This is a genomic window from Devosia aquimaris (genome assembly GCF_020169335.1).
Taxonomy (GTDB): domain Bacteria; phylum Pseudomonadota; class Alphaproteobacteria; order Rhizobiales; family Devosiaceae; genus Devosia; species Devosia aquimaris.
The window spans coordinates 1,101,908-1,126,135 of the sequence record NZ_JAIEZN010000001.1; the positions used below are offsets into that span (position 1 = coordinate 1,101,908).

The window sequence follows — 24,228 nt, forward strand, 5'->3', positions numbered from 1 at the left end:
CATGTCGATCCCCAGCCAGTTCCCCCAGATCATTGCCGCTGCACGCGGAACCGCGCTGCAGGCCTTGGCTTTGCAGGCTGGCCAGACTCTCGAGGGCAAGGTCATCGGCCCGGCGCCAAATGGTGGTACCCAGGTCCAGATCGCCGGCCAGTCGCTCAACTTGCTGTTACCGCTGGCCGCCAAGGCGGGGGACATCCTCAAGTTTGACGTTCAGGGCACCGGCGCACAATTGCGTCTCGCTATCCAGGCCGCAAGCATCAAGGCGCTCTCGCTCCCCGGTGCACCATCGCCCCAGGCCCAACCTGCGCCCCAGGCCAGAACGACCCTGCCTTTGCCCAATGCCGCCACCACGCTCGTTGTTGAGCCCCGCCCAGGCCAGGCGCCGACACCCCAGGGACAAAGCGCAACGCCCCCCGGCACCCAAACCGCGACTACGCTTACTGGCACATCTGCGTCGGCGCCCATCCCCGCCGCCCAGCCAGCGGCAAACCCAGCGCCCCCACCAACCGCCGCATCTGCCGCAACGCCTGCTGCGGCAACGCCTGCTTCCACAACCCCTGCTGCCATCGCGCCATCGCAGGCCGCGCCGCCCGGCGCTGGTGCCGCTTCGCCCGCGTCCACACCGGCAGGCCCTCCTGGTGCCGCCAGTCCGGTCCAGCCTGCACCGCTGACCACAGCCACGCCAACGCCACCAACTACAGCTTCTGCACCAGTGCCCTCAGCCGCGGCACCCGTCACGACCTCGCCCGGTCCAACACCCGGCGCACCGATTCCGTCTGCTGCGCCACCACCGACGCAGGCGACCCCAATGGCGCCCACCGCCGCGCTGCGCACGGCCTATCCCAGCAGCCCGCCACCGGTCACGGCGCCGACAGCGCCGCAGGCTGGAACCCCAGCAATGTTGCCCGGTGCTGTGGCGCCAAACTCTGCAGTCGTTCCTCCACCGCAGGCCACAGCGCCCCAAGCTGCGCTGGCCCAGATGGTGCAAGCTGCGTTGCCACGGCAGAACAGCATCGCCAGTCTGACGGCTGCGCTGACAGCCGTAGCCGGCAAGGTCGCGCTGCCCGAGCCTGTCATTCGCGCCGCCCAGCAGGTATTGGCCAATCGCGTTGTGCTTGATGGTGGCAAGCTCAACGGCGCTGCCTTGCAAAAGGCTGTGCTTGGCTCTGGTATCTTCCAGGAGGCTGCCTTGGGCGATGCCACGGCGCGCTTGCCCACGGCCCAGACTGACATGAAGTCTGCCCTGCTTGGCTTGCGTCAATCCCTTGCTACCTGGCTGGGTCAGCAGGGCGCTTTGGCAGCCGTGGCCCAGCCTCCGCCGCCCTTGCGTGGCCAGGTGCCCCGAGCCAAGGGGCCCTTGCCGGCGCCTGTTGATCCCGCCAGTGGTTCGGAGTCCGTCGGCAAGCAGTTGCTGGACCGTACCGATGCCGCGCTGTCCCGCATGCGCCTGCACCAACACGCATCCTTGCCCGACCCCGCCACCCGCAATGCCGATTGGAGCCTGGACCTGCCGGTGGTCATCTCCGGCCAGCAGACGCTTTTGCAGATGCAGATCCATCGCGATGAACATGGCGCCAGCGAGGACCAAAACGAACGCGGTTGGCAGATGCGCTTTGCCATGAACGTACCCGACATGGGCGAGGTTGGCGCACAGGTCACGCTGCGCGGTCGCACCACCGGCGTGATGCTCTGGGCTGCTGATGCGGAGACATCGGCGGCGCTCGAATCCGAAATCAATGCCCTGCGCGACACTCTGGCGAGCGTCGGTCTGCAACCCGGTTCGGTTATCGTGCGCCATGGTGCGCCGCAGACGCCAGCACCCGGTCCTTCCGGCCATTTCGTGGATGCCCGTTCATGAGCGATGCTCCCAAGGACCGCGCTCTCGCCATAGCCCTTCAATACGAAAGAGGCACGCGCGACGCCCCGCGGGTCGTGGCCAAGGGCAGGGGCCTTGTGGCCGAGCGCATCGTCGCCCTTGCCGAGGAGAATGGCATCATCATCGAAGCCAATCCTGTCCTGGCCCAGGCCCTGAGCAGTGTGCCCATCGACGACAGCATACCGCTAGAGCTCTACGAGGCCGTCGCCATCGTGATCGGCTATGTGTTGCGCACCAGCAAGAAGACCTGAATTGAACGGCTGCCCATTGCAGGGCGGCGTACTGGTTCCCATGTCCTCTCCAGACAGTTTTTGTCACGGAGGTGCATCATGCCCAACCAGCAGGACCAGCAGGCCATCAGTGATCTGTTTGACCGTATCGAGGATGTGGCCCGCACAAGCGCGCCCCGCGACCGCGACGCCGAGCACCTGATCCAGCAGAGGCTGCAGGCCTTCCCGCCCGCACCCTACTATCTGGCCCAGGTGGTGGTGATGCAGGATCAGGCATTGCGCGAGGCCCGCGCGCGCGTTGAAGAACTCGAACGTGAGCGTGAGCGCCCCCGTGGACCATGGGATCGCACTGGCGCGCGTGGCGATTGGGCGGAACAGCCGGCGCGCGGGCAGGGCGGTGGTTTCCTCGCCGGTGCCGCGCAGACGGCCCTGGGCGTCACCGGCGGCATGTTGCTGGGCAGCGCCCTGGCTGGCCTGTTCAGTGGCGGTGCACACGCCAGCGAAACCGATCAGCCCGCTGCTGACGATTCCGGCACAGATGTCGACTCCGGCGGCTTTGACATGGACGACAGCGGCTTTGACATGGGCGGCGATTTCTAGCACGAACCGCCGTCGATTCCGGCCGGCGCGCCGTCAATACTTCTCGTAGAACTCGTTGCCGCCCGCTTCGAGCACATAGTGCATGTTGTTATAGGGAAAGCGCAGCCCGGCAGTGTGAAAATGCTGGGCGGAGCGCACGCCGGGGTGGCGGGCGCCATTGAGCACCTGGTCGGCCATCTGCGAGGCAAGGACAGCGCCGCTGTCCGTCATCCGCTTGGTCATCACGCCTTGGGCAAACTGGTTCTTCTGGCCCACGACGCCGCAGATGGACTTGGGATAGCGCGGATCATTCACCCGGTTCATGACCACTGTGCCGACAGCAAGCATGCCTTCGGCGCTGGAGCGGTTGGATTCGAAATACATGGCCCGCATCAGGCATTCCTTGGGGCTCAATTGCGCCGTGCCGAAACTGATCCCGAACAGGCTGCAGCCACCCAGGCTGGACGCGACGACCGCGAGCGCTGCGGCCTGAAGCACCGCTTTGATCGTGTTTCGCATGGGCAATCCTCAAGTGTTGCAATTGTGCAATTACCCGCGAATATGACTCTTCAGGCTTAAGGAAAGTCTGAGCCGGAAGGTTAGCAAAACCCTAACGTCGCTCCAGGTCGACCTCACCCCCATGTGGCAGGTTCAAAGGCGCACGCCCCCCTTGGAACGCCCTTGCTGTGACACTACATCCAGTTGGATCGCGATCGCCGAAAAGGGACAGTCTGTGGCCAAACACCGTGCACGCCTCGACCGACAGTTTGACAGGCTACAACGCAGCGTGCCGCCTCAGGTTGTGGGCATGCTGAGTAGCCTTCGCCGTCCCGAAGCGCGTTGGATTCGTGTCCCGCTCGGTTTTCTTTTGGTGCTTGGCGGCATTTTCAGCTTCCTGCCGGTCCTGGGCATCTGGATGCTACCCCTAGGGCTCTTGCTGCTGGCCATCGACCTTGCCTTCCTGCAGGGCCCCGTGAATCTCGCCATCGTGAGGGGACTGCGGAAGTGGACAATCTGGCGGCGCGCCCGCCGCGACCGCAAGCTACACCGCTAGGGCAATGTCCCGGCCGATACAGCGGCCTCGATCTGATCAACCGCAGCGGCCAGTCGTTCGTCGATGACATGCAGATATTGCGTCCAATCGGTGACGTGGCTTAGCTCCTGGGCACCGTCGGAGATACCGCGCAAGGCAATCAGCGGAACGTCAAAGACCTGACAGGCACGGAGCACCGCATAGGTCTCCATATCCACCATGTCTGCGTCGATCGCGTCGTAGGCGGCGCCTGACACGATATCGGCGCCTGTCGATAGCCTGGCTTTTGCTATGCCCGGCACACTCAGGGGCAGAGGCTGGACGGGCGCGAGGTCCAGAAACGGTGTCTGTCCCTTGGGAAACCCGAGTGCCGAAGCATCCATGTCCCGGTAGCTGACCGAGCTGGCCTGATAGACACCACACTGCTGCAACATGCGCGAGCCAGCCGACCCCAGCGACACCACCATTTTGGGCAAAGCCGGCGCGGTGGCTAGCGCCCGGGTCACCGCCACTGCCGCCTCTACAGGGCCGACGCCCGTCATCAGCGGCGCAATCCGCGCCCTGAGGTGGGGACCGTATTCGGCTTGTGCAGCCATGACGTAGAGGATGCTCATGCTTGCAAAGCTAGCATAGCTGGCAGGCTTGCGAAGCCGGATTGTTACCGCTTCGGTAAGGAGCGTGTGACAATCTGAAGTTATTGCGCGGCCGCACCGGTCGACAAGGCAGCAGGAACCCAAAGTGCGTTTCGCAGAGATCGGCAATTCCAGGGAATGGACCGAACCAGGCTGGCAGGGGCAGCAATCTGTCAGTGACCGGGTGAGCGTCGAAGACGTCGAGGCAGAGGCCACCCGTCGTCTGCGTGCAGTCCGGCTGCACGAATGGCGACGTCGCGAGTTTCTCACCGGGCTGCCCGTGCCGGAAGATCTGCGGCAATATGCTCAGCAAGTCGAATTTGCCATGAAGGCAATCTGCTGCCTGTCGCGCATTCCTCACGACTTTGACAGCGACGTCTACTGGCCGCGGCAACTCGATCTCTAGGGAGCAAAAGGCGCGACGATCTTGCCGCGCCTGGTGCTGGCGAAGGCTAGTTCGAGAGCAGACGGTGGATACCGTTCGTGCCCAATAGGCCGCGTGTCATGCCACCAACAAGCCATTGGCGCAGGCGGCTGTGGCCGTAGGCGCCGCTAACGACGAGATCGGCACCGGCGTCCTTGGCGGCCTTCGCGATTGTTTCGGCAACGCCACCTTCGTTGGGCAACACGTCACCGCGCGCCTTCACGTCATGAGACTGCAGCCAGGCAACTGCGTCCTGCATGCTGGCGCGCTCGCTTGCCAGGTTGCCTTCGTCGATGACCAGCACCTGAACGTCGCTGGCGGCCTTAAGAAAGGGCAGGGCATCCACGATGGCGCGTCGGGCTTCCTTGGTGTCCTTCCACGCCACTACAATCTTGTCGCCAACAACTTTGCCGGCACCTTCGGCTGCAATCAGGACGGGGCGCCCGGCGCCGAGGAGCACTTCGCCGATATCGATCGCGCTGGCCGCGTCTTGCCCCTTGTTTTCACTTGCGCCCAACACAATCAGGTCTGTTGTGCGCGCCAAATCGATCAGGCCGTTGGCGGGCCACTGCACGCCGCCCACCCATTTGTGGGCAATGGTGTCTGGCACAGCCGCGAGGAAATGCTCCTTGGCGCGGGCAACGCCCTGCTCAATGACCTGCATCTGTTCAACATAGAGCGCTCCCGCCACATCGCCTGCGCCCACAGTGGTTGTCACAGGCGGCTGCGCGGAACTGAACCCGGTCAAAGTGGCTTTGTGCTGGGTCGCCAAGTCGACTGCCAGAGACAGCAGCTCGGGCTGGTCCATCTCAACGTTAAGGCCGACGACGATATTGCGAATGTCCATCTCGGGTCTCCTTCAATGTGGCTCCACCCTAATATGGTGATGCGTCAATTGTTTGATCAGGATCAACCGCAAACAAATTCAGGTCGCGACGGTATCCCTTCAGGTAGGGCAGAGCTGGGCTCATTCCAAGGGATTTGCGCCGGGTCGCACATGCCGCCCGGCGCTAGTTTATTGCCTACGGGGTGACCGGCGGCAGGGTGGCGCCATAGATCTCGGCCAGGTCATCGAGCATCATATAGGCGCAATAGATGCCGCCGCCGGCATTCCAGGCCAGTTCGCTCACGCGCTGCGCCCGGCCAGCCTTCACCGCATCCAGGTTCTGCCACAGCGGGTCAGCAAGCCATTCGTCGAGATTGGCCTTGTCATCCTGGGCGTCATTGTCGGCAGAGAAGTAGAAGATGCGATCGCCGGCCATGTCTGGAATGCGCTCCTTGGTCACCTCCTCGAACGTTTGGTCCTTGTCCTGCGCTGGTGGGCGGGCAAAGCCCACCAGGCCCAGCACCACGCCGGGGAAACTGGCCTTCTGGTAGATGCGCACACGCGACGGCGAGAAGCGCACCATCGAGATCTCGTCCTCGACGCCCTCGCCAATGGCTGCCGCCAACGCATCGGCCCGCGCTTCCAGTTCTGCCACATTGGTCCTGGCCTTGTCGCCCAGCCCCAGCACCTCGCCATAGAACTGGTAGTTTTCCAGCCAGGTGGCGCCCAGTGTCTCCGACATCACCGTGGGGGCAATGGCCGAGAGCTGGGTATAGATCTTCTCCTGACGCACTTTGGAGCCAATGATCAGGTCCGGCTCCAGAGCGGCCACCAATTCGAGATTGATGGCCGTCTCGGTGCCCAGCGATACCGCGTTCCCCAGCAGGGGTTGCAGGTGCGCATAGAACGGGTCGGCGTCCCAGCTTTGCGCCGCTCCCACCGGAACGACACCCAGATGCAACAGCGCCTCGGTGCCCTCATTGGTGAGGATCACCACCCGTTGCGGGTGTTCGGGCACGTCCGTCGTACCCATCGCGTGGGTCACCTCGTGGGCAGAGGCGGGCAGGGCCGCCAGCATAAAGGCAACGGCACAGCCGGCCAGGAAACGCAATGGCATGGTCAAACTCTCAAATAGACTTGGCAATATGCGGCAGGAACGGGATTAGCGGGTCGAGGCGAGGCCGAAATTGGCCTCAAGATCGTCCAGCATCAGGTTGGCGGCGATATAGCCGCCGGCCGTATTCCAGATGGCGTCCGACACCGGATAGGCCTTGCCGGCCTTGACCACGGGCAAGTTCAGCCACAGCGGATCGGCCAGCCAGTCACTGGCTTGGTTGTCGCCGGCGCCGTCGCCGGTCTCATAGACGAAGTAGAACAGGCGGTCGCCGTCCAGGTCCGGGATGCGTTCCTTGCCGATCTCGTCGGCAAACGTGTCCTGGTCCTGAACAGCCGGACGGGCAAAGCCGATCTCCGACAGGATCAGGCCTGCAAAAGTGTCCTTGTAGTACATGCGGGTCATCGATGGCATGAAGCGCGCCAGAGAAATGCGCTCCTTGAGCAGGGGACCGGCTTCCTCGGCCAGCTTCTTCACCCTGGCGTCGAAGGATGCCAGCGCCGCAGCGCCTGCCTCAGCCTTCCCGGCGGCTTCGGTGTAGAGTGCCATGTTGATCTTCCAATCCCCGCGCAGCCGCTCTGACATCACGGTCGGAGCAATGGCCGAGAGCTGCTGGTAGATCTTTTCCTGCCGCGTCTTGTTGCCGATGATCAGATCCGGCTGCAGTGCGGCGATGGCCTCGAGGTCGACCGCTGATTCCTCACCCACCACGGTCACCTCGGCCATCTGGGCGGCGATATGGTCATACCACGGATTGCCAAGCCAGGAGCGCACTGCACCAACCGGCGTGACGCCCACCGCCAGCAGCGCCTCTGTGCCCTCGTTGGTCAGAACGACAATGCGCTGCGGTTCATCGGGAACCTCTGTGACGCCCATGGCGTGGGTGATTTCGCGTGCCATCGCGGTCTGTAGCCCGGCCAGCATGGCCAGCGCCACGATGGCAGCGCGAGTGGATCGAAGCAGGGACATTTGCACTCTCTAACTTGACAAGGTGGGTCATAAAATGATCTGCGCAATCAGACAGAAACTAATATGACTGTCAATCTCAAGTTACGGGTGTCGCCTTGAGCCAAGCCATGACCGTCCCGCGCGTCCAATCGGCCCGGCAAAGCTTTGCAATCACTATTGCAAGCCTCACGCTGCTGCTGATTGCGGCCATGTTGGTCAGCGCCACCGTGGGCTATCGGCTCTATGGGCTTGACCAGCTTTATCAGGCGATTTTCGCCTTCGATGGATCAGAGACGGCGACGGTTCTGGTGAATCTGCGCCTGCCGCGGGCCATCCTTGCTCCAATGGTCGGCGCGGGCCTCGGAGTCGCCGGCGTGCTGGTGCAGACACTCTCGCGCAACCGTATTGCCTCGCCGGATACCCTGGGCCTCAATGCCGGCGCGTCGTTGGCCGTCGTCCTGGCCAGCGCCACGCTGGGCATCAGCTCGCTGGCTGGCCTGTCACTCGTTGCGGCACTCGGCGCGTTGCTCACCAGCATGCTGGTCTTTGCCATAGCGGCTGGGGCAGGGGGCATTTCCCCCATCCGCATCGTCCTCATCGGCGTAACCATTGCCGGGCTCGGCCAGTCCGTGGTGCAACTGATCCTCACCAGCAATGAGGCGCAGATGCAGAACCTCATGTTCTGGCTGGCTGGCTCCTTTGTCGACCGCCCGATGGCCCTGGCCATCAATGGCCTGCCGTTCATTGCGGCCGGCGGTGCCATAGCCTTTGCACTCGTTCGTCCGCTCGACGCACTGCAGGCCGATGACGCAACGGCCGTCAGCCTCGGCGTTCCAGTGAGCCTGGTGCGTGTAGGCTGCTTTCTGGCGATCTCACTGCTTAGCGGCGCCGCTGTGGCCATGGCCGGGCCGGTCAGCTTTGTCGGCCTGGTGGTACCGCACGCGGCGCGTCGCCTCGCTGGCCTGCGCCATGGCCCGCTGATGCTGGCGGCCGCGCTGATCGGCGCGATCTACACCACGCTGGCCGATGTGCTTGCCCGTTTCGTCATCTATCCGGTCGAGGCGCCGGTGGGTGCCGTCACGGCGGTTGTGGGCGGCCTGGTGCTCGTGGTTCTGCTGCGCCGGAGGGCTGCATGAGTTTGTTGGTCACACCCCTTTCAGCGTCCCGCGCGCCCTCCATGCTCGTGGTCATGGCATCTGCCCTTGTCCTGCTCGCGCTCTGTGGCGTTGCCTTCGGCTCGAGCTGGATTCCCATCGACAAGGTGGCCGCCGTGATCCTCGGCGTCGGCGAGAAGACACAGTCCCTCATTGTGCTGCAACTGCGCCTGCCGCGCGTGGTCATCGCCATTCTTGCAGGCGGCGGAATGGCGGTCGCTGGCTTCCTGCTCCAGAAGATCACCCGCAACTCGTTGGCCTCTCCTGGCGTGCTCGGCGTCATCGACGGTGGCGCACTGGGTGTTGTGATCTTCCTGGCTGCGCTCTCCAATGAATCCAACACCCTGGTGACGTCCATCGTGTTTCAGCCCCTGGCAGCCATGGCCGGCGCGACCGTGGGGATCGCCATGGTGTTCCTGCTGAGCGGACGGCAATCTGTCTCAGCCATACGACTGCTGCTGTTTGGCATTGCCGTGGGTGCCGTAGCCAAGGCCCTGGTCATGGTCATGATGCTGATTGGTCCTATCTATCGCACCAGCCAGGCGGCCCGCTGGATTGCGGGCGCCGTCAATGAGGTGAACTGGACGGAAATCCAGATCACCGCTCTACTTCTGCTGCCGTTGCTGATCCTCGCGCTGGCGGTGGCGCGCAAGCTCCCACCCGCCGACCTTGATGAAGTCTCGGCTCGCAGCGTCGGGCTGGACCTGCCGGTGTTCCGCATTCTTGTGTTTGCGGTGGCCGCGGCACTCACCGCCGTTTCGGTGGCCTTTGTCGGCGCCATCGGCTTTGTCGGTCTCATGGCGCCGCATCTGGCGCGGCTTATCGTCGGCCGCTCAACGGTGGCTGGCATCATCGGCAGCTTCCTGCTCGGCGCCTTCATGCTGGTCGGTGCCGATCTGGTGGTGCGCGTGCTGTTCTCGCCCACCGAGGTGCCGGCCGGCACGGTCACGGCCATCATTGGCGCCCCCTATTTCCTCTTCCTGCTCATGAGCAAGCAACGTGATGACGGCTAATTCCGCCCCCAGCATTTCCATTGACGGTCTCACGCTTACCTACCCTGGCAAGACCGTGCTCGACTCCGTGTCGCTGGACATTCCGCGTGGCAAGATCACTGTCCTTGCCGGTCCCAATGGCTGCGGCAAGTCCACCTTGCTGCGCGCGATAAGGCGCCTCCATCGTCCCGCCGCCGGTCGGGTGTTGCTGGAGGAGATGGATGTGGCAGCGCTGTCCGAAAAGGCTCTGGCGCGCCAGATCGGCCTGCTCGCCCAGAACCCCTCGGCGCCAGAGGACATGACGGTAGAAGAGCTGGTTCGTCTCGGCCGCTATCCGCATCAGACCATGCTGCAACGCTGGGACGCGCAGGATACACGCGCGCTCGAGGCCGCCATGGCTGGCACCGGCGTCACCGGCCTGCGCGATCGCCCGCTTGGCTCGCTCTCAGGTGGGCAGCTACAGCGTGTCTGGATCGCCATGGTGCTGGCGCAGGAAACCGAAATCGTCTGCCTCGACGAGCCGGTCAACCATCTCGATCTCGCCCACCAGCTCGATTGTCTCGATCTCGTGCGCCAGCTCAACGCCGAATTCGGTCGCACGGTCGTCCTCGTTCTGCACGATCTCAACCTCGCCGCTCGTTATGCCGACCAGCTCGTCTTCATGCGCGATGGCGGTGTTGCCGCCTGCGGCACGCCCGACGAGCTGATGACCGAGGCCCTGATTGCTCAGGTCTTCAATGTCGATGCCATGATCATTACCGACCCGGCCTATGGCCGCCCGCTCTGCCTGCCGCTGCGGACCTGCTAGTTCAGCGTAAACCGAAGGATTGGCGCGGCAGCCCCTAGCGCGACAACGCCTCGCGCAGGGGCAGACCGGTGTTCTGGCGCAGGTCGAGGTCTGCCTCGATGTGATTGATATGGGTGACAAGGAGCTGTGCCGCGCGCTCGCCGTCGCCAGCCTCCAGCGCAGCCAGGATATCGGCATGCTCATTGTGTCCGCAGCTCGATGCGCCCGAATTGCCATAAAGCGCAATCACCAGCGACGAGCGCGCCACCAGTTCTTCCATGAACCGGTGCAGGATCACATTGCCCGCGATGCTCGCCAGTAGCAGGTGAAAATCCCCCGATGCGCGGATCTCAGCGCGTCGGGCGAGGGCGCCTCGCTCGGCCAACAGCCGGCTTTCCTCGATCAACTGCGTGCGAAAGGTCGCGATATCGCTTGGGCTGAGCCGGCCGGCAGCCGCCCGCGCAATGCCGGGCTCGATCAGCCGGCGCGAGTCGAACACCTGGCGCGCCTCTTCCGGGCTTGGATTGGCGACAAAGGCGCCGCGATTGCGTTCCGACTTCACCAGACCCTCAAAGGCCAATGCCTGCAACGCAGCGCGTACCACGGTGCGGCTCACGTCAAACAACGTGCCTACTTCGGCTTCCGACAGTTTGGTGCCCGGTGCCAGCCGGCGATCCACGATGGCATCGCGCAAGTGGTCGCGGATGGTCATGGCGCGGTCTTCGCCAGCCTGGGCCGGTGGCGAGTTCAATTGCGTCAGTTGGGGGTCGGCGATGGTCATGGTTCACCTTGTCGCTCTTTCATAGAAAGAATCCAGCCGAAGCGAAAGGGAATTGTCGCACACGATCTGGTCGCAATATTGCATACAATCTGGGCGAGAAATGTGCGCAACTGCTTAATTTCCAAGCAGAGACGCAATGCGCCTCAAAATAGGGCGGCTGCTGTGCAGTGGTTTTTCCTTTGCGTCGCAACACCTTGGCGCCGCGGCGCGCAATTGGCACGGGTCATGCATAGCAAGAGGCGTTAACCCGGGAGCGCCGCATGACCAAAGCCGCCGAGATTGACCTGGCCTCAGTGTCCAAGATCTACGGCAAGTCGACAGCCGTCGACGCCATATCGCTCAAGATCCCGGCCGGAAGCTATTGCTGTCTGCTCGGGCCCTCAGGTTGCGGCAAGTCCTCAACGCTGCGGATGATTGCCGGGCACGAGAGCGTCTCCATCGGCGACATTCGCCTGGGCAACACCGTGGTCACCAATCTGCCGCCCGCCAAGCGCGGCACGGCCATGATGTTCCAGTCCTATGCGCTGTTCCCCCATCTTGACCTCATCGACAATGTCGCCTTCAGCCTCAAGATGGCCGGCGTGCCCACGGTCGAGCGTCGGGCCCGCGCACTTGAGATGCTCAAGCTGATGCAGATGGATGCCTATGCCGATCGGCGTCCGGCCCAGCTCTCTGGCGGCCAGCAGCAGCGTGTGGCGCTTGCCCGCGCGCTGATCACCGATCCAGAGGCTCTGCTGCTGGACGAACCGCTCTCCGCGCTCGATCCTTTCCTCAAGATTCGTATGCGCGCCGAGCTCAAGAAGCTGCAGAAGCGCCTGGGCATCACCTTTGTTCATGTCACCCATAGCCAGGAAGAGGCCATGGCTCTGGCCGACCTCATCGTGGTGATGAGTGACGGACGCATCGAGCAGGCCGCCGCGCCGCGCGAGGTGTTTGAGCGCCCCGCCACCGCCTTTGTCGCCCGCTTCATGGGTGACCACAATGTCATCTCAGGCGCCGTGACGGCCGCTGCCGATGGCGGCGTGGAAATCGCCGTCGCCGGCGGCGGCACCTTCCTGGTGCGCGGCGAGGCCCAGTCCATCGGCGCACCCGCCGACGCCGCTATCCGTACCGACCACGTCCGCATCGGCGAGAGCCCGGTCAAGGGTCTCGGCTTCACCGGCCTCGTCACCAATGTCGAATACCGCGGCGGCACCGTGAAACTGTCGATCGATGGCGCCGGTGTCGAGGATTTCACAGCGATCGTCGATGACGTGAGCTTCTTTTCAATGCCCGTGTCGGTCGGCGACGCGGTGCCAGTGCATTGGGATGCCTCGGACGCCATCGTCCTTGGCCGCCCCAATTAGGTCGAACCACAACAGGGACAAGGCAATGACTGACATGATCAAAAAGACCGGTATCTCCCGCCGCAATCTGCTCAAGACGGGTGCTGCAGCCGTCGCGGGCGCAGCCGTCGGCTCGGGCGCCATCACTGGCTTCCCCACCATCTGGGCGCAGAACCCGATCACCCTGCGCCAGTTCGGCACAGGCGTGTCCAACCTCAATGCCATTGCGGAAAAGTGCAAGGAAGACCTTGGCATCACGCTGGAAATGACGGCGACCGACTCCGACGCCGCCGCCCAGCGCGCCGTCACCCAGCCCGACAGCTATGACATCGCCGATATCGAGTACTGGATCCTCAAGAAGGTGTTCCCCACCGGCGTTATCCAGCCGATGGAAATCAGCAAGCTGAAGTACTACGACAAGATCGTGCCGCTGTTCAAAACCGGCAAGCTCACCCCCGACAGCGTCATCGCCCAGGGTACTGCGCCGCACACTGTCGGCTTCGTCGAAGCCAAGGACAGCAAGGAATTCGCCAAGGGCGAAACCGAATACTTCACCATGGTGCCCACCATCTACAATGCCGACACCCTCGGCATTCGTCCGGACCTGGTGGGTCGTGAGATCACCACCTGGGCCGACATCATGGATCCGGCCTTCAAGGGCAAGACCTCAATCCTGAACATCCCCTCGATCGGCATCATGGACGCTGCCATGATCATGGAGGCCATGGGCAACATCACCTATGCCGACAAGGGCAACATGACCACCGAGGAAATCGACAAGACGATCGACTTCCTGATCAAGGCCAAGCAGGACGGCCAGTTCCGCGCCTTCTGGAAGAGCTTCGACGAAAGCGTCAACCTGATGGCCTCGGGCGAAGTGGTGATCCAGTCCATGTGGTCGCCGGCCGTTGCCGCCGTCCGCTCCAAGGGCATCGCCTGCAAGTACCAGCCGCTCAAGGAAGGCTATCGCTCCTGGGGTGGTGGTCTGGGTCTTGCTGCCCACCTCGAAGGCGCCCAGCTCGACGCCGCCTATGAATATATCAACTGGTACACCTCCGGCTGGGTCGGTGGTTACCTCAACCGCCAGGGCTATTACTCGGCCGCCATGGACACCGCCAAGGAATACATGTCCGAGGATGAGTGGGGCTATTGGATCGAGGGCAAGCCGGCCCAAGGCGAAATCAAGGCCCCCGATGGCACTGTCATGGAAAAGGCCGGCGCCGTGCGCGATGGCGGCTCGTTCCTGGAACGCATGGGCCATGTCGCCTGCTGGAACTCGGTGATGGACGAAGACCGCTACATGGTCCGCCGCTGGAACGAATTCATCGCTTCCTAAGGCCTCGTCGCTGCATCGATACGAAACGGTACCTCCCCCAACGGGGGAGGTCCACTGCGCCCGCAGGAGAACGATTAGCATGAACAATCTGCTCAGCCGCGCGACGCCCTATCTGCAGGCCACGCCCCTGCTGGTCATTCTCGGCTTCTTCCTGGCGCTGCCCATCCTGCTGCTGCTGGTCGTCAGCTTCTGGGACTATGATTTCGCCGGCATGTATCCCGGCTTCATGACCTTCAACTACGCCGAGACGCTGGGCAGCTGGGTCACCTGGAAGACCTATGGCAATACGTTGAAATTTGCTGCCATCGTCTGGGCCATCACCGCCTTCATCGGCTTCTGGGTCGCCTATTTCCTTGCCTTCCACGTGCGCAAGGCTTCGACGCAGACCGTACTGTTCCTGGTCTGCACCGTGCCCTTCCTCACTTCGAACATCATCCGCATGATCTCCTGGATTCCGGTGCTGGGGCGCAACGGCCTGGTCAACTCCGCACTGGTGGGCGCCGGCATTGTCGACCAGCCGGTCGAATGGCTGCTCTACTCCGATTTCGCGGTAATCCTGGCCATGGTGCATCTCTACACGCTCTTCATGGTCACCCCGATCTTCAACACCATGATGCGCATCGACAAATCCCTGGTCGAGGCCGCCCGCGACGGTGGCGCCAGCGATTGGCAGATCATCTGGAATGTCATCCTGCCCCTGGCCAAGCCCGGCATCGCTATCGGCAGTATCTTCGTCGTGACGCTGGTCATGGCCGATTTCTCCACCGTTCAGGTGATGAGCGGCGGCCAGAGTGCTTCTGTGGCGCTGATGATGCGCAACCAGATGAGCCTGCTGCAGTATCCCGCCGCGGCGGCCAACGCCGTCGTTCTGCTGGTTGTGGTGCTCTCCATGGTCGCAGGCATCCTGCGCATCGTCGACATTCGCAAGGAGCTTTGAGATGGGTCAGGAAAAGCGTTCCCCCGGCTTCTACATCCTCGCCGCCTTCTTCGTCCTCTTTGTGCTGTTCCTCTATGGCCCGCTCTCGGCCATCTTCATCCTGTCCTTCCAGGGGCCCCAGGGCGGGCTGACCTTTCCGCTCAATGGCGTGTCGGTCCGCTGGTTCCAGAACCTGTTTGAGCAGCAGGCCGTCGGCGATTTCGGCGCCAGCTTCTCGCGCTCGCTCACCCTGGGGCTGATGGTCATGGCCGCCACCGTCGTCGTCTCGCTCCTGGCGGGCTTGGCGTTCCGCCGCCGCTTCTTCGGCGCCACCCCGCTGTTCTATTTGACGGTGGCCAGCCTCGTTGTTCCTTCCATCATTGTCTCGCTCGGCATTGGCGTGCTGTTCCAGCAATTGGGCCTGCGCCCGGCCTGGTTCAGCTCGGCCTATGGCGCGCACATGACCTGGACGCTGCCGTTCGGCGTGCTCATCATGTTCGCCGTCTTCAACCGCTTTTCGCCCAGCTATGAGGAAGCCGCACGCGACCTTGGCGCCAATTCCTGGCAGACCTTCCGCCATGTTGTGCTGCCCATGATCGCCCCGAGCCTGATCGGCGTTGGCCTCTTCGGCTTTTCGCTGAGCTATGACGAATTCGCCCGTACATTGATGACCTCGGGCAGCTCCAACACCCTGCCGCTCGAGATCTACGGCATGACCACCAATGTCACGACGCCTGTGCTCTATGCCCTCGGCACAGTCACCACGGTGTTTTCCTTCCTCATCATCCTGCTGACCGTCGGCATCATCTATTTTATCGGCCAGCGGCGGAGCCGTTCATGAGCCGCATCCTCGTCGTCAATCCCAACACCACGACCTCGATGACGCTCACCATCGCCGCCGCGGCGCGGCTGGTGGCAGCCGGCGATACCGAGATCATTCCAGCCACCTCAGCCATGGGGCCAGCCTCCATTGAGGGCTATTATGACGAGGCCTTTGCACTGCCGGGCCTCTTGGCCGAAATCGCCGCCGCCGAGCGCCAAGGCGCAGATGCCGCCGTCATCGCCTGCTTTGACGACACCGGCCTCGACGCCGCCCGCGCCATGGCCCATATCCCGGTGGTCGGCATTTGCGAGGCGGCGCTTGCCACCGCCGCCATGATCGCCAAGCGCTTCACCGTCGTCACCACAATGGAGCGCTCCCGCGTGCCCATTGAGGAACTCGCCCATCGCTATGGACACGCCGGCAAGGCCCGTATCCGCGCCGCCAATATTGCCGTGCTCGCACTTGAAGATCCCAATTCCGGAGCACGCGACCGGCTGCGCAACGAGATCGTCCGCGCCATTGCCGAGGACAGTGCCGAGGCCATCGTGCTCGGTTGCGCCGGCATGGCCGATCTAGCCCATACGCTGAGCCTTGAATTCGGTCTTCCGGTGATCGATGGCGTTGGTGCGGCGGTCAAGCAAGCCGAGGCCCTCGTCGCCCTGGGCCTGCGCACCAGCAAGCGCGGGGCCTATGCACCGCCCGTGCCAAAGGCCTATATGGGGGCCCTTTCGGAGTTTGCCCCCGCGTGACTCGCACAATCCGCAATCTGACCTTGCCAGAGTTGGAAACCCTGCTCGACTGGGCCGCAGCTGAAGGCTGGAACCCCGGTCTCTCCGATGCCAACGCCTTTTATGCCGCCGATCCCAAAGGGTTCCTCGGCGCCTTTGTCGACGGCCAGATGGTCGCCGGCATCGCTGCCGTTGCCTATGACGATACCTATGGCTTCATCGGCCTCTATATCTGCCAGCCGCAATGGCGCGGGCAGGGGCATGGCAAGGCCGTCTGGGACGCCGCCATGGACTATCTCGGCACCCGCACCATCGGCCTTGATGGCGTGCCCGAACAGCAGGCCAACTATGCAAGCATGGGCTTCGTGACCGCCTATGAGACCATCCGCATGTCCGGCACGCTGCGCCCGGCCACTGTGCCGCCAGTCGAGCCGGCACTGACAGCAGACCGGATCATCGCCATGGATCGCCAGTGCTTTCCCGCGGCCCGCCCGGCGTTCCTGGAGCAATGGTTCGCAGCGCCGAATACGCCGCTGGCCATTGCCCGACAGGGGGAGTTGGAAGGCTATGGCGTGTTGCGCCCTTGCCGCGATGCCCGCAAGCTCGGTCCGCTCTTCGCGCCCGGCACCGTTGCTGCAATCAACCTGCTCGAGCAGATCGAAGGCCCCATTCATCTCGACGTGCCCGCTAGGCAGACCGCGTGGCTGGCGGCGCTGGAAGCCCGTGGCTTCGTCGCCGGCTTCCGCACCGCCCGCATGTATCGCGGCACCCCGCCAGACATCGATCAGGCACGAGTCTATGCCGTCACCAGTCTCGAAATGGGCTGAGCGCGACGGGGCTGCCCTCAGGTCAGCCGACCATCTTTCAGCGCCTGCATGATCCAGTCGCGATAGCGCTGCTCTTTGTCATTGATCTCGGGAACGACCTTGGACGCTTCCTGCATAAAGAACAGATAGTCGCGACCCATGTCCTGGCCGCGGCGCGTGTGCATGTCGAGCGCCACATCAGGAATCTCTGGCAGGTTCTCGCCCAGTTCCATTGACCGCTTGGCCCAGTTGACCATGTCGTCGGATGTACGGTCCTTGGTCGATCCAGCCAGCACGCGAATGGCATGCGCCGCAAAGAGAAAACGATCCCCGCTGGGGCGCGGATAGCGCTTGTGCTGCTGATAGAGCGTCTCCACCAGCACCGGCGCCTGCGGATTGCCCATGCCAATGTCCTCGACCGCGATCACGCAAAGGCGTGACCACAGCATTTCCTCCATTTCTGGGCTGGTCACATACATTTCCCAGCCCAGCAGCAGCACATTGTCCACCAGCCCGCGACGCAGGCACTTCTGTAGCGCCGAAATCACCTCGTCGGCCGCCAGCCCATGTTCTGTCGTTGTGCGCTGCCACGGATCGGGCGGCTGCTGTACCTTGACCATCAGTTCTCTCCCGCCGCCCAGCCAACCATCTGCGACCACAGCCGGCCATAGCCGCTCCAGTCCACAAACGGGGGTGGCGCCCAATGCGGTCCACAATCGGACGCAAAGGCCACCGAGCGGCCTTTGCCGAAGCCGCCGGCGACAATGAGCGGATCGGCACCCACGGTCGCGACCACATTGGCGCCCGGCTTGGCCGTGATCTGATTATAGCCGAGAAGGGCCGGCCAGGCTTGGTCGAGCCCTGCCACGATGGCATGGTCACCCGCCACAACCTTTGGCAGCACGCCCTGCGGGCACTCGACCCGGTCGTCGCGGTGAAACAGCGTCACCGGCAGCGCTTCCTCGATTGCCGTGCCAGCATATTGCCCCTTGGCCTCGATTCCCTGAAATGTCAGATACCCGCCGACCATCACAAAGCCGCCGCCAGCCGCCACATAATCACGTATCGCATGAAGTCTGTTCGGCAACACCTTGGAGCGACTAAAGGTGTCGGGATGCAGCAGCAGCGTGTTGGCGCCGATGTCGGAGAGAATGACACAATCGAATTCCGCCAGCGCCTCCGGCGTCGATGGAAAATCCCGAGCCGCCACATGGGCCGGCTGATAGGTCACGCTCCAGCCATCGGCCTCGAGCGCGTCCCTCAGCCAGCGCACCCCTTCGGCATATTCGGTGGTGGTAAAACTGTCGAAACCCTTCTGGTGGATGGAGTGGACCGTCCAGGATTCCCCGGCGATCAGGACGCGACGCAAACTCATCAAATGCTCCTGGAGTGAAATGGGGCCACCGACCGCCGCACCACCAGGTCGACGGGCAGGCGGGTCAATGGGGCGGCAGCAATGCCGTTAAGAAGCGCCATCAACTGGTCCACCGCCATGCGGCCCATCTCGGCCACGGGCTGGCGCACCGTGGTCAGCGGCGGATTGACCATTTCGGCAAATGGCATGTCGTCAAATCCGACCAGCGACATGTCCAGCGGCACTGACAGGCCGGCATTCTGCAGCGCCTGCAACACGCCGACCGCCAGGTAGTCCGAACAGGCAAAAATGGCGCTCGGTGTTCTGGCCTGCGCCAATATCGTCTCGGTCGCTGCGCGACCAAAACTGCGACTGTAATCGTGCAGCATCACGTCGCCTTCCTGGACGGCAAAGCCCGCCTCGGCCATGGCCCGTTCATAGCCCGCAAGCCGCTCGCGTACGCTCATCAGCCCAGGTGGTCCGCCAATCAGCGCAATGTGTCGGTGCCCGGCGGCAATCAGATGCTGGGTCGCGCGATAGGCGCCAACTTCGTTCTCGACGAATACACGCGACAGGCCAACGCCCGGCACGTCCTCATCCATCAGAACCACCTTGTCGTCTTCGCCAAGTAGTCGGGCCAGCGAACCGTCGTCGGGCCGATTGCTCATCAGGATCAACCCATCGACATGGCGATCGCGCATGCGGCGAATGGCTTCGATCTCGCGGGCCCGGTCGCCATGGGTGGATGTCATATAGACCGCGTAGCCATATCGTTCCGCCTGCGCTTCCACCACAGCCGCTAGCTGCGCGAAGAAAGGATTGCCGATGTCCGGGGTCACCAGACCGATAGCCTCGGCGCGTCCTGTGGACAGGCGCTTGGCCAGCAGGTTCGGGCGATAATCCAGTTGTTGGATGGCTGCATCAATCCGTTCGCGCGTGGACGCGGGCAGGGCGATATTGTTGTTGAGATAGCGCGACACCGTGGTCGGCGAAACGCCAGCCGCCGCCGCCACATCGCTCAGCGTCGCCATGCCAGCTCCTTGCCTGCCGCTGTCGCCGGCCAACGCACCATCAGGGGCTCCAACCCACCACAGTCAAACCGACGCCAGGGGCGATTGCGGCCAGCAATTCGGCGGTGCTGCGCCTGTAGTCGACGGCACCTTGGACGACACAACCCAATGTGGCGCCTGTGATGTCACTGTATCGGTACCCACGAGCAAGTAAATCGACGATCGCACCTTGCAGTGGGGATATGCTTGGATTGAACGCAACACTTTCGATAGCGCTGCCGGTGACCCATTGCCCGTCGGCGAGCTCCAGCATTACAGCGCCGGGGCAGCCGCTATACGGCGTGTGTGAGCGCTGCCCAGCAGCCAGCAAGGCGGGCGGCACGCTTTCCGTGCTCCGCACCTCTGGCCAGTTGATCGCACCAGCCACGGCGCCAGTCTGGCCTAAATAGGCTGGGTCAAATGGCCAAGGGTAGAGTGCGCTCAGCGGCAGGCTATGGCCAAGCGGGTCGATCAGCAGCAACGACGGGCCACCAGCAAATTCGGAGAGATACTGTCGGCAGTGGGCGCAGGGATGGGCCTCGCCGATGGCGATCACGCACAGCCGCGTGCCGCTATTGAACGCCCGCGTTGCTACAAAGCCCTCGCCATGCAGCGTGGTGCCCAGATGCGTGCCGGGGAACTCCACATTGCCGCCAAACACCAGGTTGCCGCTCTCCGCCTCAAGCCCGATGGCACCGACCAGGAAGTTGGAGATCGGCGGCTGTGCCAACCCTTTGGCGAAGTCGAGCAGAAGCAGCATCAAATCCGTGACGGAGCCGATGGCGTGGCGGGCGATGAGGTCCTGCGCATCGGCGCCACTCATGATGCCGTCGTGGAGCACTGCGGCTGCGTCTGCAACCAACGCCGCTCTAGCGGCTTCAGAATAGCGGGCGAGGCGGGTCGGCACGGCCATGTCAGCGACAAAGGGATTGCTGCTCATCGGCCCGGGTTCCCGCTGTGTGCGCTGCGCATGGTTGCTACCCACTTGTGCGATTTTCGAAACCGCATATGATTTAGGCAATGGCCCATTGACAGCATATGACAACAGCTCGATAACTGCCGTCAATAAGCTTCGTAAACCGCTTTACCTGCCAGGGTCGCATGAATTCTGTGCTCATAACCGATGCTGTGGTCCTCACCGTGGATGCACAAAATACCGTGCATGACGGCGGCTGGGTCGCCATCCGGGAGGGGCGGATTGCGGGTGTGGGCCCGCGCGAGACTTGTCCTGCGCACTCCGACTTTGACGAAGTTATCGCGCTGCCCGGCCACATCGTCATGCCGGGCCTGGTCAATGCTCATACCCATTCGGCCATGGTGCTGTTTCGCGGCCGCTCCGAGGGCCAGAGCTTGCTGACCATGGAAGGCTGGTACAATTCCATCCGCGAGCCCGAGCTGTCGCTCCTGGCTGAGGACATTGCGCCCGCCGTGTCGCTGAGCTGTGCCGAGATGTTGCTTTCGGGAACGACCACCTTCTGCGACCAGTATTTCTTCGCGGCCGAGATCGCCCAGGCTGCCGGGGCCAGCGGCATCCGTGCCGTTGTTGCCTACGGCATTGTGCAGCTTGGCGATGCCGAGCGCGGCGATGCTGAACTGGCCAATGCCGCCGCCTTTATCGAGCAGCAACGCTCCGCCGATGGCCGCATCATCCCCTGGTTCGGCCCGCACGCCCCCTATGTCGATAACTCCGAGGATCTGCTGCAGGCCGAAGTGGCCATGGCTGTCAAATATGGCGTGGGCATGCACCTGCATATGGCCGCGGGCCCCGAGGACAATGCCGAAACCATGGCCCGCTATGGGCTGACCGCCACGCAGGCGCTGTCGCGCGATGGCTTCTTTGCTGGCCGTGTTCATGCCGCCCATTGCCTCGACCTCTCAGACGAGGACATTGCCATCTTCGCTGCCGCGCCTGCGGCTTCGGTGGCCTATTGCGCAACGGCCGGTCTGCGCTCTGGCCGGGCAGGGGCCTGTCCGGCCGTCAAGCTCAAGGCTGCAGGCGTCACCGTGGCCCTGGGCACCGATAATGTCGCGGCCAACAACGCCTATGACATGATCGCCGAAATGCGGGTGGCCGGCCTTGTTGCCTCGCACCGCGAGGGCGTCGCCCAGCCCATTTCCAGCGCCGAACTCGTTCGCATGGCCACGATCGAGGGCGCCCGGGCGCTCGGCCTCGACCACGAGATCGGTTCCCTCGAAATCGGCAAAGCCGCCGACATCATTGCCGTGGACATGCGCGGACCAGGCTATTCGGAAACCCCCGACTATGAAACCGTTCTGGTCTATTCGGGCAGCGGTCGCGACGTCGCCCATGTCTGGGTCGCTGGCGAGCGCCTGGTCGCCGATCGGGTGTTGCTCAAGCGCGATTATGGCGATATCCGCTCGGCCTATTCAGCGACCTATCGGACCTTCTGGGACCGGGTCGAACACAACAAGAAAGTAGCCTGAGCGTGTCAAACTCCCTCAATCGCCTTATCCTGGATACCGATGGTGGCGTCGACGACGCCCAGGCCCTGCTGATGCTGATCGCCAACGGTCGCACCCCCGACGCCATCACCACTGTCTTCGGCAATGTCGGCCTCGAGGCCGCTACCCGCAATATCCTGACAGTCCTGGCCGTTGTCGGCGCAGACGTGCCGGTTCACGCCGGCGCGGGTCGCCCGCTGACCCAGGCCGTCATTGACGCCAAATACATCCACGGCGAAGACGGCCTGGGCGGCGCGCCACGGCCGGCCACCATCCCGCCCGTCGCCAGCCACGATGGCATCGGCTTTTTGATCGAGACCTTCCGCACTGCTGCCGCAGCCGGCGAAAAGGTCGATATTCTCATGATCGGCCCGCTGACCAATCTTGCTCTGGCGCTGCGTCTTGATCCCAGCATCATCAATGGCATCGGCCAGCTGACCATCATGGGCGGCACCGTCTATGGCCGCGGTAACACCACCCCGGCTGCCGAGTTCAATATCTATGCTGACCCCGAGGCCGCCGCGGTCGTCTTTGGCGCCCAGATCGACATCCTGGTCGCCCCCTGGGAGCCCTGCGTTACCCACAACATGACCGGCGCCGCCGTTGATGCTGCCTTCTCGGCCATCGCCGATGGTCCGGAAAAGGCCTTTTCGGAAGCCCTGGCCGATCATGCCCGGCGCACCAATGCAAGCTATGGCGGCGGCGACGTTTTCCGCTTCGTCGATCCTCTGGCGGCTGCGGCCGTCATTGAACCCTCGATTGTCACCAAGTCCATTCGCGCATCGGTCGATGTGGCCCTGGCGCCGGGCATTGCCCGCGGCATGACCATCGTTGACCCTTCGGGTCGCCTCGGCACACCGATGGTGACCCTGATTGAAGAGGCCCGGCAGGACCGCTTGGTCGCCCTTTACGCCGCCTCGATCGCTTACGTCCCAAAGAAGTCCTGAACCAAACCCCAAGCAGGAGTGCCGTCCATGTCGTCCCCCAAATTCTCCCGCCGCACCGTCTTCGGCCTGATGGCTGCTGCCGGCCTGATGAGCTCGGTGTCTGCCGGTGCCGTCTTCGCCCAGGAATTCACCAAGGAAAACCCGCTCAAGGTCGCCCTCGTGGTGCACGGCAACCTCGGCGACAAGAGCTTCTTCGATAGCGCAGCCGCTGGCCTCGAACGCGCCAAGGCCGACCTGCCCGTGGAAGTGACCGTCATTGAGGCCGGCACCGACCGCGGCCGGTGGGAACCCGCTCTCGCCGACGCTGCCGATCAGGGTTTCAACGTCATCATCGCCGGTACCTGGGAAATGAACGGCTTCATGCAGACGCTGTCGCCTGAGTATCCGGATGCGAAGTTCATCCTGTTCGATGACACTCCAGACTTCAGCGGCGGCGCCTTCCCCAATATCCTCGCTATCACCTACCGCACCTCCACCGCCGCTTATCTGGCTGGCTATGCCGCCGCCAAGATCAGCCAGACCGGGAAGCTCGGTGAAATCCTGGGCGTTGAAGGCGCCACTGTCGTCGAATTCGCCGTCGGCTTCGAGCAGGGCGCCAAGGCCGCCAATCCCGAAGTTGAAGTCACCCGCGCCGTCGCTGGCTCTTTCACCGACCCGGCCAAGGGCAAGGAACTGGCCCTGGCTCAGTTCGCCCAGGGCGTTGACATCGTGTTCCCGATCGCTGGCGGCACCGGTATTGGCGCGCTGCAGGCTGCCCGTGACGAAGGCAAGCTGGCTGTGGGCGTCGACAGCGACCAGGCCGAGATCTTCGCTGCCACCGACCAGGCCCAGGCCGATGTGATCTTCACCTCGGTGGAAAAGAAGGTCGGCGACTCCCTCTACACCGCAATCCAGCAGACCCTGGATGGCACCGCACCCTATGGCTCGACCCTGCTGCTCGGTCTGGCCGATGGCGCCGTCGGCATCGCCAAGAACGCATATTACGAGAAGCTTGTTCCCGCCGAAGTCCGCGCCGAGGTCGACGCCCAGGAAGCCAAGATCATCTCCGGCGAGATCACTGTCGACACCGTGATGCAGTAATCCCTGCGGTCTCGCCGGCCTCCGG

The 24,228-nt window shown here is 63.4% G+C and carries 27 protein-coding genes; 17 read left to right on the forward strand and 10 right to left on the reverse strand.

Features of this window, described 5'->3' with window-relative positions; genetic code table 11:
- The first annotated feature begins 808 nt into the window (after positions 1-808).
- The 3 genes from fliK to K1177_RS05315 all read left to right on the forward strand — a co-directional run bounded on the left by fliK (position 809) and on the right by K1177_RS05315 (position 2,706).
- Entirely contained in the window at positions 809-1,858 is a 1,050-nt protein-coding gene (fliK, locus tag K1177_RS05305; protein ID WP_224702266.1) for a flagellar hook-length control protein FliK, read from the forward strand.
- Positions 1,855-2,127, forward strand: coding sequence for an EscU/YscU/HrcU family type III secretion system export apparatus switch protein (locus K1177_RS05310; protein WP_224702267.1), 273 nt, complete (start codon positions 1,855-1,857; stop codon positions 2,125-2,127). The genes fliK and K1177_RS05310 overlap by 4 nt, the downstream gene beginning before the upstream one ends.
- A 78-nt stretch (positions 2,128-2,205) precedes the next feature.
- Positions 2,206-2,706 carry a DUF2076 domain-containing protein gene (locus K1177_RS05315; protein ID WP_224702268.1) on the forward strand — a complete coding sequence of 167 codons (501 nt, stop codon included), beginning with the start codon at positions 2,206-2,208 and terminating at the stop codon, positions 2,704-2,706.
- A 33-nt stretch (positions 2,707-2,739) separates the two neighbouring features.
- Here the strand turns inward: K1177_RS05315 and K1177_RS05320 are convergent, their stop codons facing one another.
- Positions 2,740-3,204 (reverse strand): cell wall hydrolase, encoded by a 465-nt coding sequence (locus K1177_RS05320; protein WP_224702269.1) that lies wholly within the window; start codon positions 3,202-3,204, stop codon positions 2,740-2,742.
- Positions 3,205-3,493: 289 nt separating this feature from the next.
- On the opposite strand from K1177_RS05320, the gene K1177_RS05325 reads away from it, so the two are divergent.
- On the forward strand, positions 3,494-3,739 hold the full coding sequence (locus tag K1177_RS05325) for a hypothetical protein (RefSeq protein WP_224702270.1): 246 nt from the start codon (positions 3,494-3,496) through the stop codon (positions 3,737-3,739).
- On the opposite strand, the gene K1177_RS05330 is transcribed toward K1177_RS05325, so the two are convergent.
- Positions 3,736-4,332: a 5'-methylthioadenosine/S-adenosylhomocysteine nucleosidase gene (locus K1177_RS05330; RefSeq protein ID WP_224702271.1), complete on the reverse strand. Its 597-nt coding sequence runs from the start codon at positions 4,330-4,332 to the stop codon at positions 3,736-3,738. The two genes, K1177_RS05325 and K1177_RS05330, sit on opposite strands and share 4 nt — an antisense overlap.
- Before the next feature lie 124 nt (positions 4,333-4,456).
- On the opposite strand from K1177_RS05330, the gene K1177_RS05335 reads away from it, so the two are divergent.
- On the forward strand, positions 4,457-4,756 hold the full coding sequence (locus tag K1177_RS05335) for a hypothetical protein (RefSeq protein ID WP_224702272.1): 300 nt from the start codon (positions 4,457-4,459) through the stop codon (positions 4,754-4,756).
- A 46-nt stretch (positions 4,757-4,802) separates the two neighbouring features.
- Here the strand turns inward: K1177_RS05335 and K1177_RS05340 are convergent, their stop codons facing one another.
- The 3 genes from K1177_RS05340 to K1177_RS05350 all read right to left on the reverse strand — a co-directional run bounded on the left by K1177_RS05340 (position 4,803) and on the right by K1177_RS05350 (position 7,683).
- Entirely contained in the window at positions 4,803-5,621 is an 819-nt protein-coding gene (locus K1177_RS05340; RefSeq protein WP_224702273.1) for a universal stress protein, read from the reverse strand.
- Positions 5,622-5,796: 175 nt separating this feature from the next.
- Complete coding sequence (locus K1177_RS05345; protein WP_224702274.1) at positions 5,797-6,717, reverse strand: ABC transporter substrate-binding protein; 921 nt, start codon at positions 6,715-6,717, stop codon at positions 5,797-5,799.
- A gap of 45 nt (positions 6,718-6,762) precedes the next feature.
- Positions 6,763-7,683 carry an ABC transporter substrate-binding protein gene (locus tag K1177_RS05350; protein ID WP_224702275.1) on the reverse strand — a complete coding sequence of 307 codons (921 nt, stop codon included), beginning with the start codon at positions 7,681-7,683 and terminating at the stop codon, positions 6,763-6,765.
- 107 nt (positions 7,684-7,790) lie between these two features.
- On the opposite strand from K1177_RS05350, the gene K1177_RS05355 reads away from it, so the two are divergent.
- From K1177_RS05355 to K1177_RS05365, 3 genes are read left to right on the forward strand one after another with little or no spacing between them, the layout of a single operon-like run.
- Positions 7,791-8,798 (forward strand): FecCD family ABC transporter permease, encoded by a 1,008-nt coding sequence (locus tag K1177_RS05355; protein WP_224702276.1) that lies wholly within the window; start codon positions 7,791-7,793, stop codon positions 8,796-8,798.
- Entirely contained in the window at positions 8,795-9,829 is a 1,035-nt protein-coding gene (locus tag K1177_RS05360) for a FecCD family ABC transporter permease (protein WP_224702277.1), read from the forward strand. Before K1177_RS05355 ends, K1177_RS05360 begins: the two co-directional genes overlap by 4 nt.
- Positions 9,819-10,616: an ABC transporter ATP-binding protein gene (locus K1177_RS05365; RefSeq protein ID WP_224702278.1), complete on the forward strand. Its 798-nt coding sequence runs from the start codon at positions 9,819-9,821 to the stop codon at positions 10,614-10,616. The genes K1177_RS05360 and K1177_RS05365 overlap by 11 nt, the downstream gene beginning before the upstream one ends.
- 34 nt (positions 10,617-10,650) lie before the next feature.
- Here the strand turns inward: K1177_RS05365 and K1177_RS05370 are convergent, their stop codons facing one another.
- Positions 10,651-11,376, reverse strand: a complete 726-nt coding sequence (locus K1177_RS05370) for a GntR family transcriptional regulator (protein ID WP_224702279.1) — start codon at positions 11,374-11,376, stop codon at positions 10,651-10,653.
- 260 nt (positions 11,377-11,636) lie between these two features.
- Between K1177_RS05370 and K1177_RS05375 the strand changes: the two genes are divergently transcribed.
- From K1177_RS05375 to K1177_RS05400, 6 genes are all read left to right on the forward strand, one after another.
- On the forward strand, positions 11,637-12,722 hold the full coding sequence (locus tag K1177_RS05375; RefSeq protein WP_224702280.1) for an ABC transporter ATP-binding protein: 1,086 nt from the start codon (positions 11,637-11,639) through the stop codon (positions 12,720-12,722).
- Between the two features lie 25 nt (positions 12,723-12,747).
- Positions 12,748-14,037 carry an ABC transporter substrate-binding protein gene (locus tag K1177_RS05380; protein ID WP_224702281.1) on the forward strand — a complete coding sequence of 430 codons (1,290 nt, stop codon included), beginning with the start codon at positions 12,748-12,750 and terminating at the stop codon, positions 14,035-14,037.
- Between the two features lie 79 nt (positions 14,038-14,116).
- Entirely contained in the window at positions 14,117-14,974 is an 858-nt protein-coding gene (locus K1177_RS05385; RefSeq protein ID WP_318153273.1) for an ABC transporter permease, read from the forward strand.
- A gap of 1 nt (position 14,975) precedes the next feature.
- The gene (locus K1177_RS05390) at positions 14,976-15,794 is read left to right on the forward strand and encodes an ABC transporter permease (RefSeq protein WP_224702282.1); all 819 of its coding nucleotides are present in this window, start codon (positions 14,976-14,978) and stop codon (positions 15,792-15,794) included.
- Positions 15,791-16,525: an aspartate/glutamate racemase family protein gene (locus K1177_RS05395; RefSeq protein ID WP_224702283.1), complete on the forward strand. Its 735-nt coding sequence runs from the start codon at positions 15,791-15,793 to the stop codon at positions 16,523-16,525. Before K1177_RS05390 ends, K1177_RS05395 begins: the two co-directional genes overlap by 4 nt.
- Positions 16,522-17,331 (forward strand): GNAT family N-acetyltransferase, encoded by an 810-nt coding sequence (locus K1177_RS05400; protein WP_224702284.1) that lies wholly within the window; start codon positions 16,522-16,524, stop codon positions 17,329-17,331. The genes K1177_RS05395 and K1177_RS05400 overlap by 4 nt, the downstream gene beginning before the upstream one ends.
- A gap of 17 nt (positions 17,332-17,348) precedes the next feature.
- Here the strand turns inward: K1177_RS05400 and K1177_RS05405 are convergent, their stop codons facing one another.
- Genes K1177_RS05405 through cdd form a run of 4 tightly spaced genes read right to left on the reverse strand, consistent with a single transcriptional unit; the run spans position 17,349 to position 20,653 of the window.
- Complete coding sequence (locus tag K1177_RS05405) at positions 17,349-17,930, reverse strand: AAA family ATPase (RefSeq protein ID WP_224702285.1); 582 nt, start codon at positions 17,928-17,930, stop codon at positions 17,349-17,351.
- Positions 17,930-18,685, reverse strand: coding sequence for a glutamine amidotransferase (locus K1177_RS05410; RefSeq protein WP_224702286.1), 756 nt, complete (start codon positions 18,683-18,685; stop codon positions 17,930-17,932). The genes K1177_RS05405 and K1177_RS05410 overlap by 1 nt, the downstream gene beginning before the upstream one ends.
- A complete protein-coding gene (locus K1177_RS05415) occupies positions 18,685-19,695 on the reverse strand; it encodes a LacI family DNA-binding transcriptional regulator (RefSeq protein ID WP_224702287.1) in 1,011 nt (336 codons plus the stop codon). The genes K1177_RS05410 and K1177_RS05415 overlap by 1 nt, the downstream gene beginning before the upstream one ends.
- A 40-nt stretch (positions 19,696-19,735) precedes the next feature.
- Positions 19,736-20,653: a cytidine deaminase gene (cdd, locus tag K1177_RS05420; protein WP_224702288.1), complete on the reverse strand. Its 918-nt coding sequence runs from the start codon at positions 20,651-20,653 to the stop codon at positions 19,736-19,738.
- A gap of 161 nt (positions 20,654-20,814) precedes the next feature.
- Between cdd and K1177_RS05425 the strand changes: the two genes are divergently transcribed.
- Genes K1177_RS05425 through K1177_RS05435 form a run of 3 tightly spaced genes read left to right on the forward strand, consistent with a single transcriptional unit; the run spans position 20,815 to position 24,203 of the window.
- A complete protein-coding gene (locus tag K1177_RS05425; protein ID WP_224702289.1) occupies positions 20,815-22,158 on the forward strand; it encodes an amidohydrolase family protein in 1,344 nt (447 codons plus the stop codon).
- Between the two features lie 2 nt (positions 22,159-22,160).
- On the forward strand, positions 22,161-23,123 hold the full coding sequence (locus K1177_RS05430) for a nucleoside hydrolase (protein WP_224702290.1): 963 nt from the start codon (positions 22,161-22,163) through the stop codon (positions 23,121-23,123).
- Positions 23,124-23,150: 27 nt separating this feature from the next.
- Positions 23,151-24,203, forward strand: coding sequence for a BMP family lipoprotein (locus tag K1177_RS05435; RefSeq protein WP_224702291.1), 1,053 nt, complete (start codon positions 23,151-23,153; stop codon positions 24,201-24,203).
- The last annotated feature ends 25 nt before the right edge of the window (positions 24,204-24,228 follow it).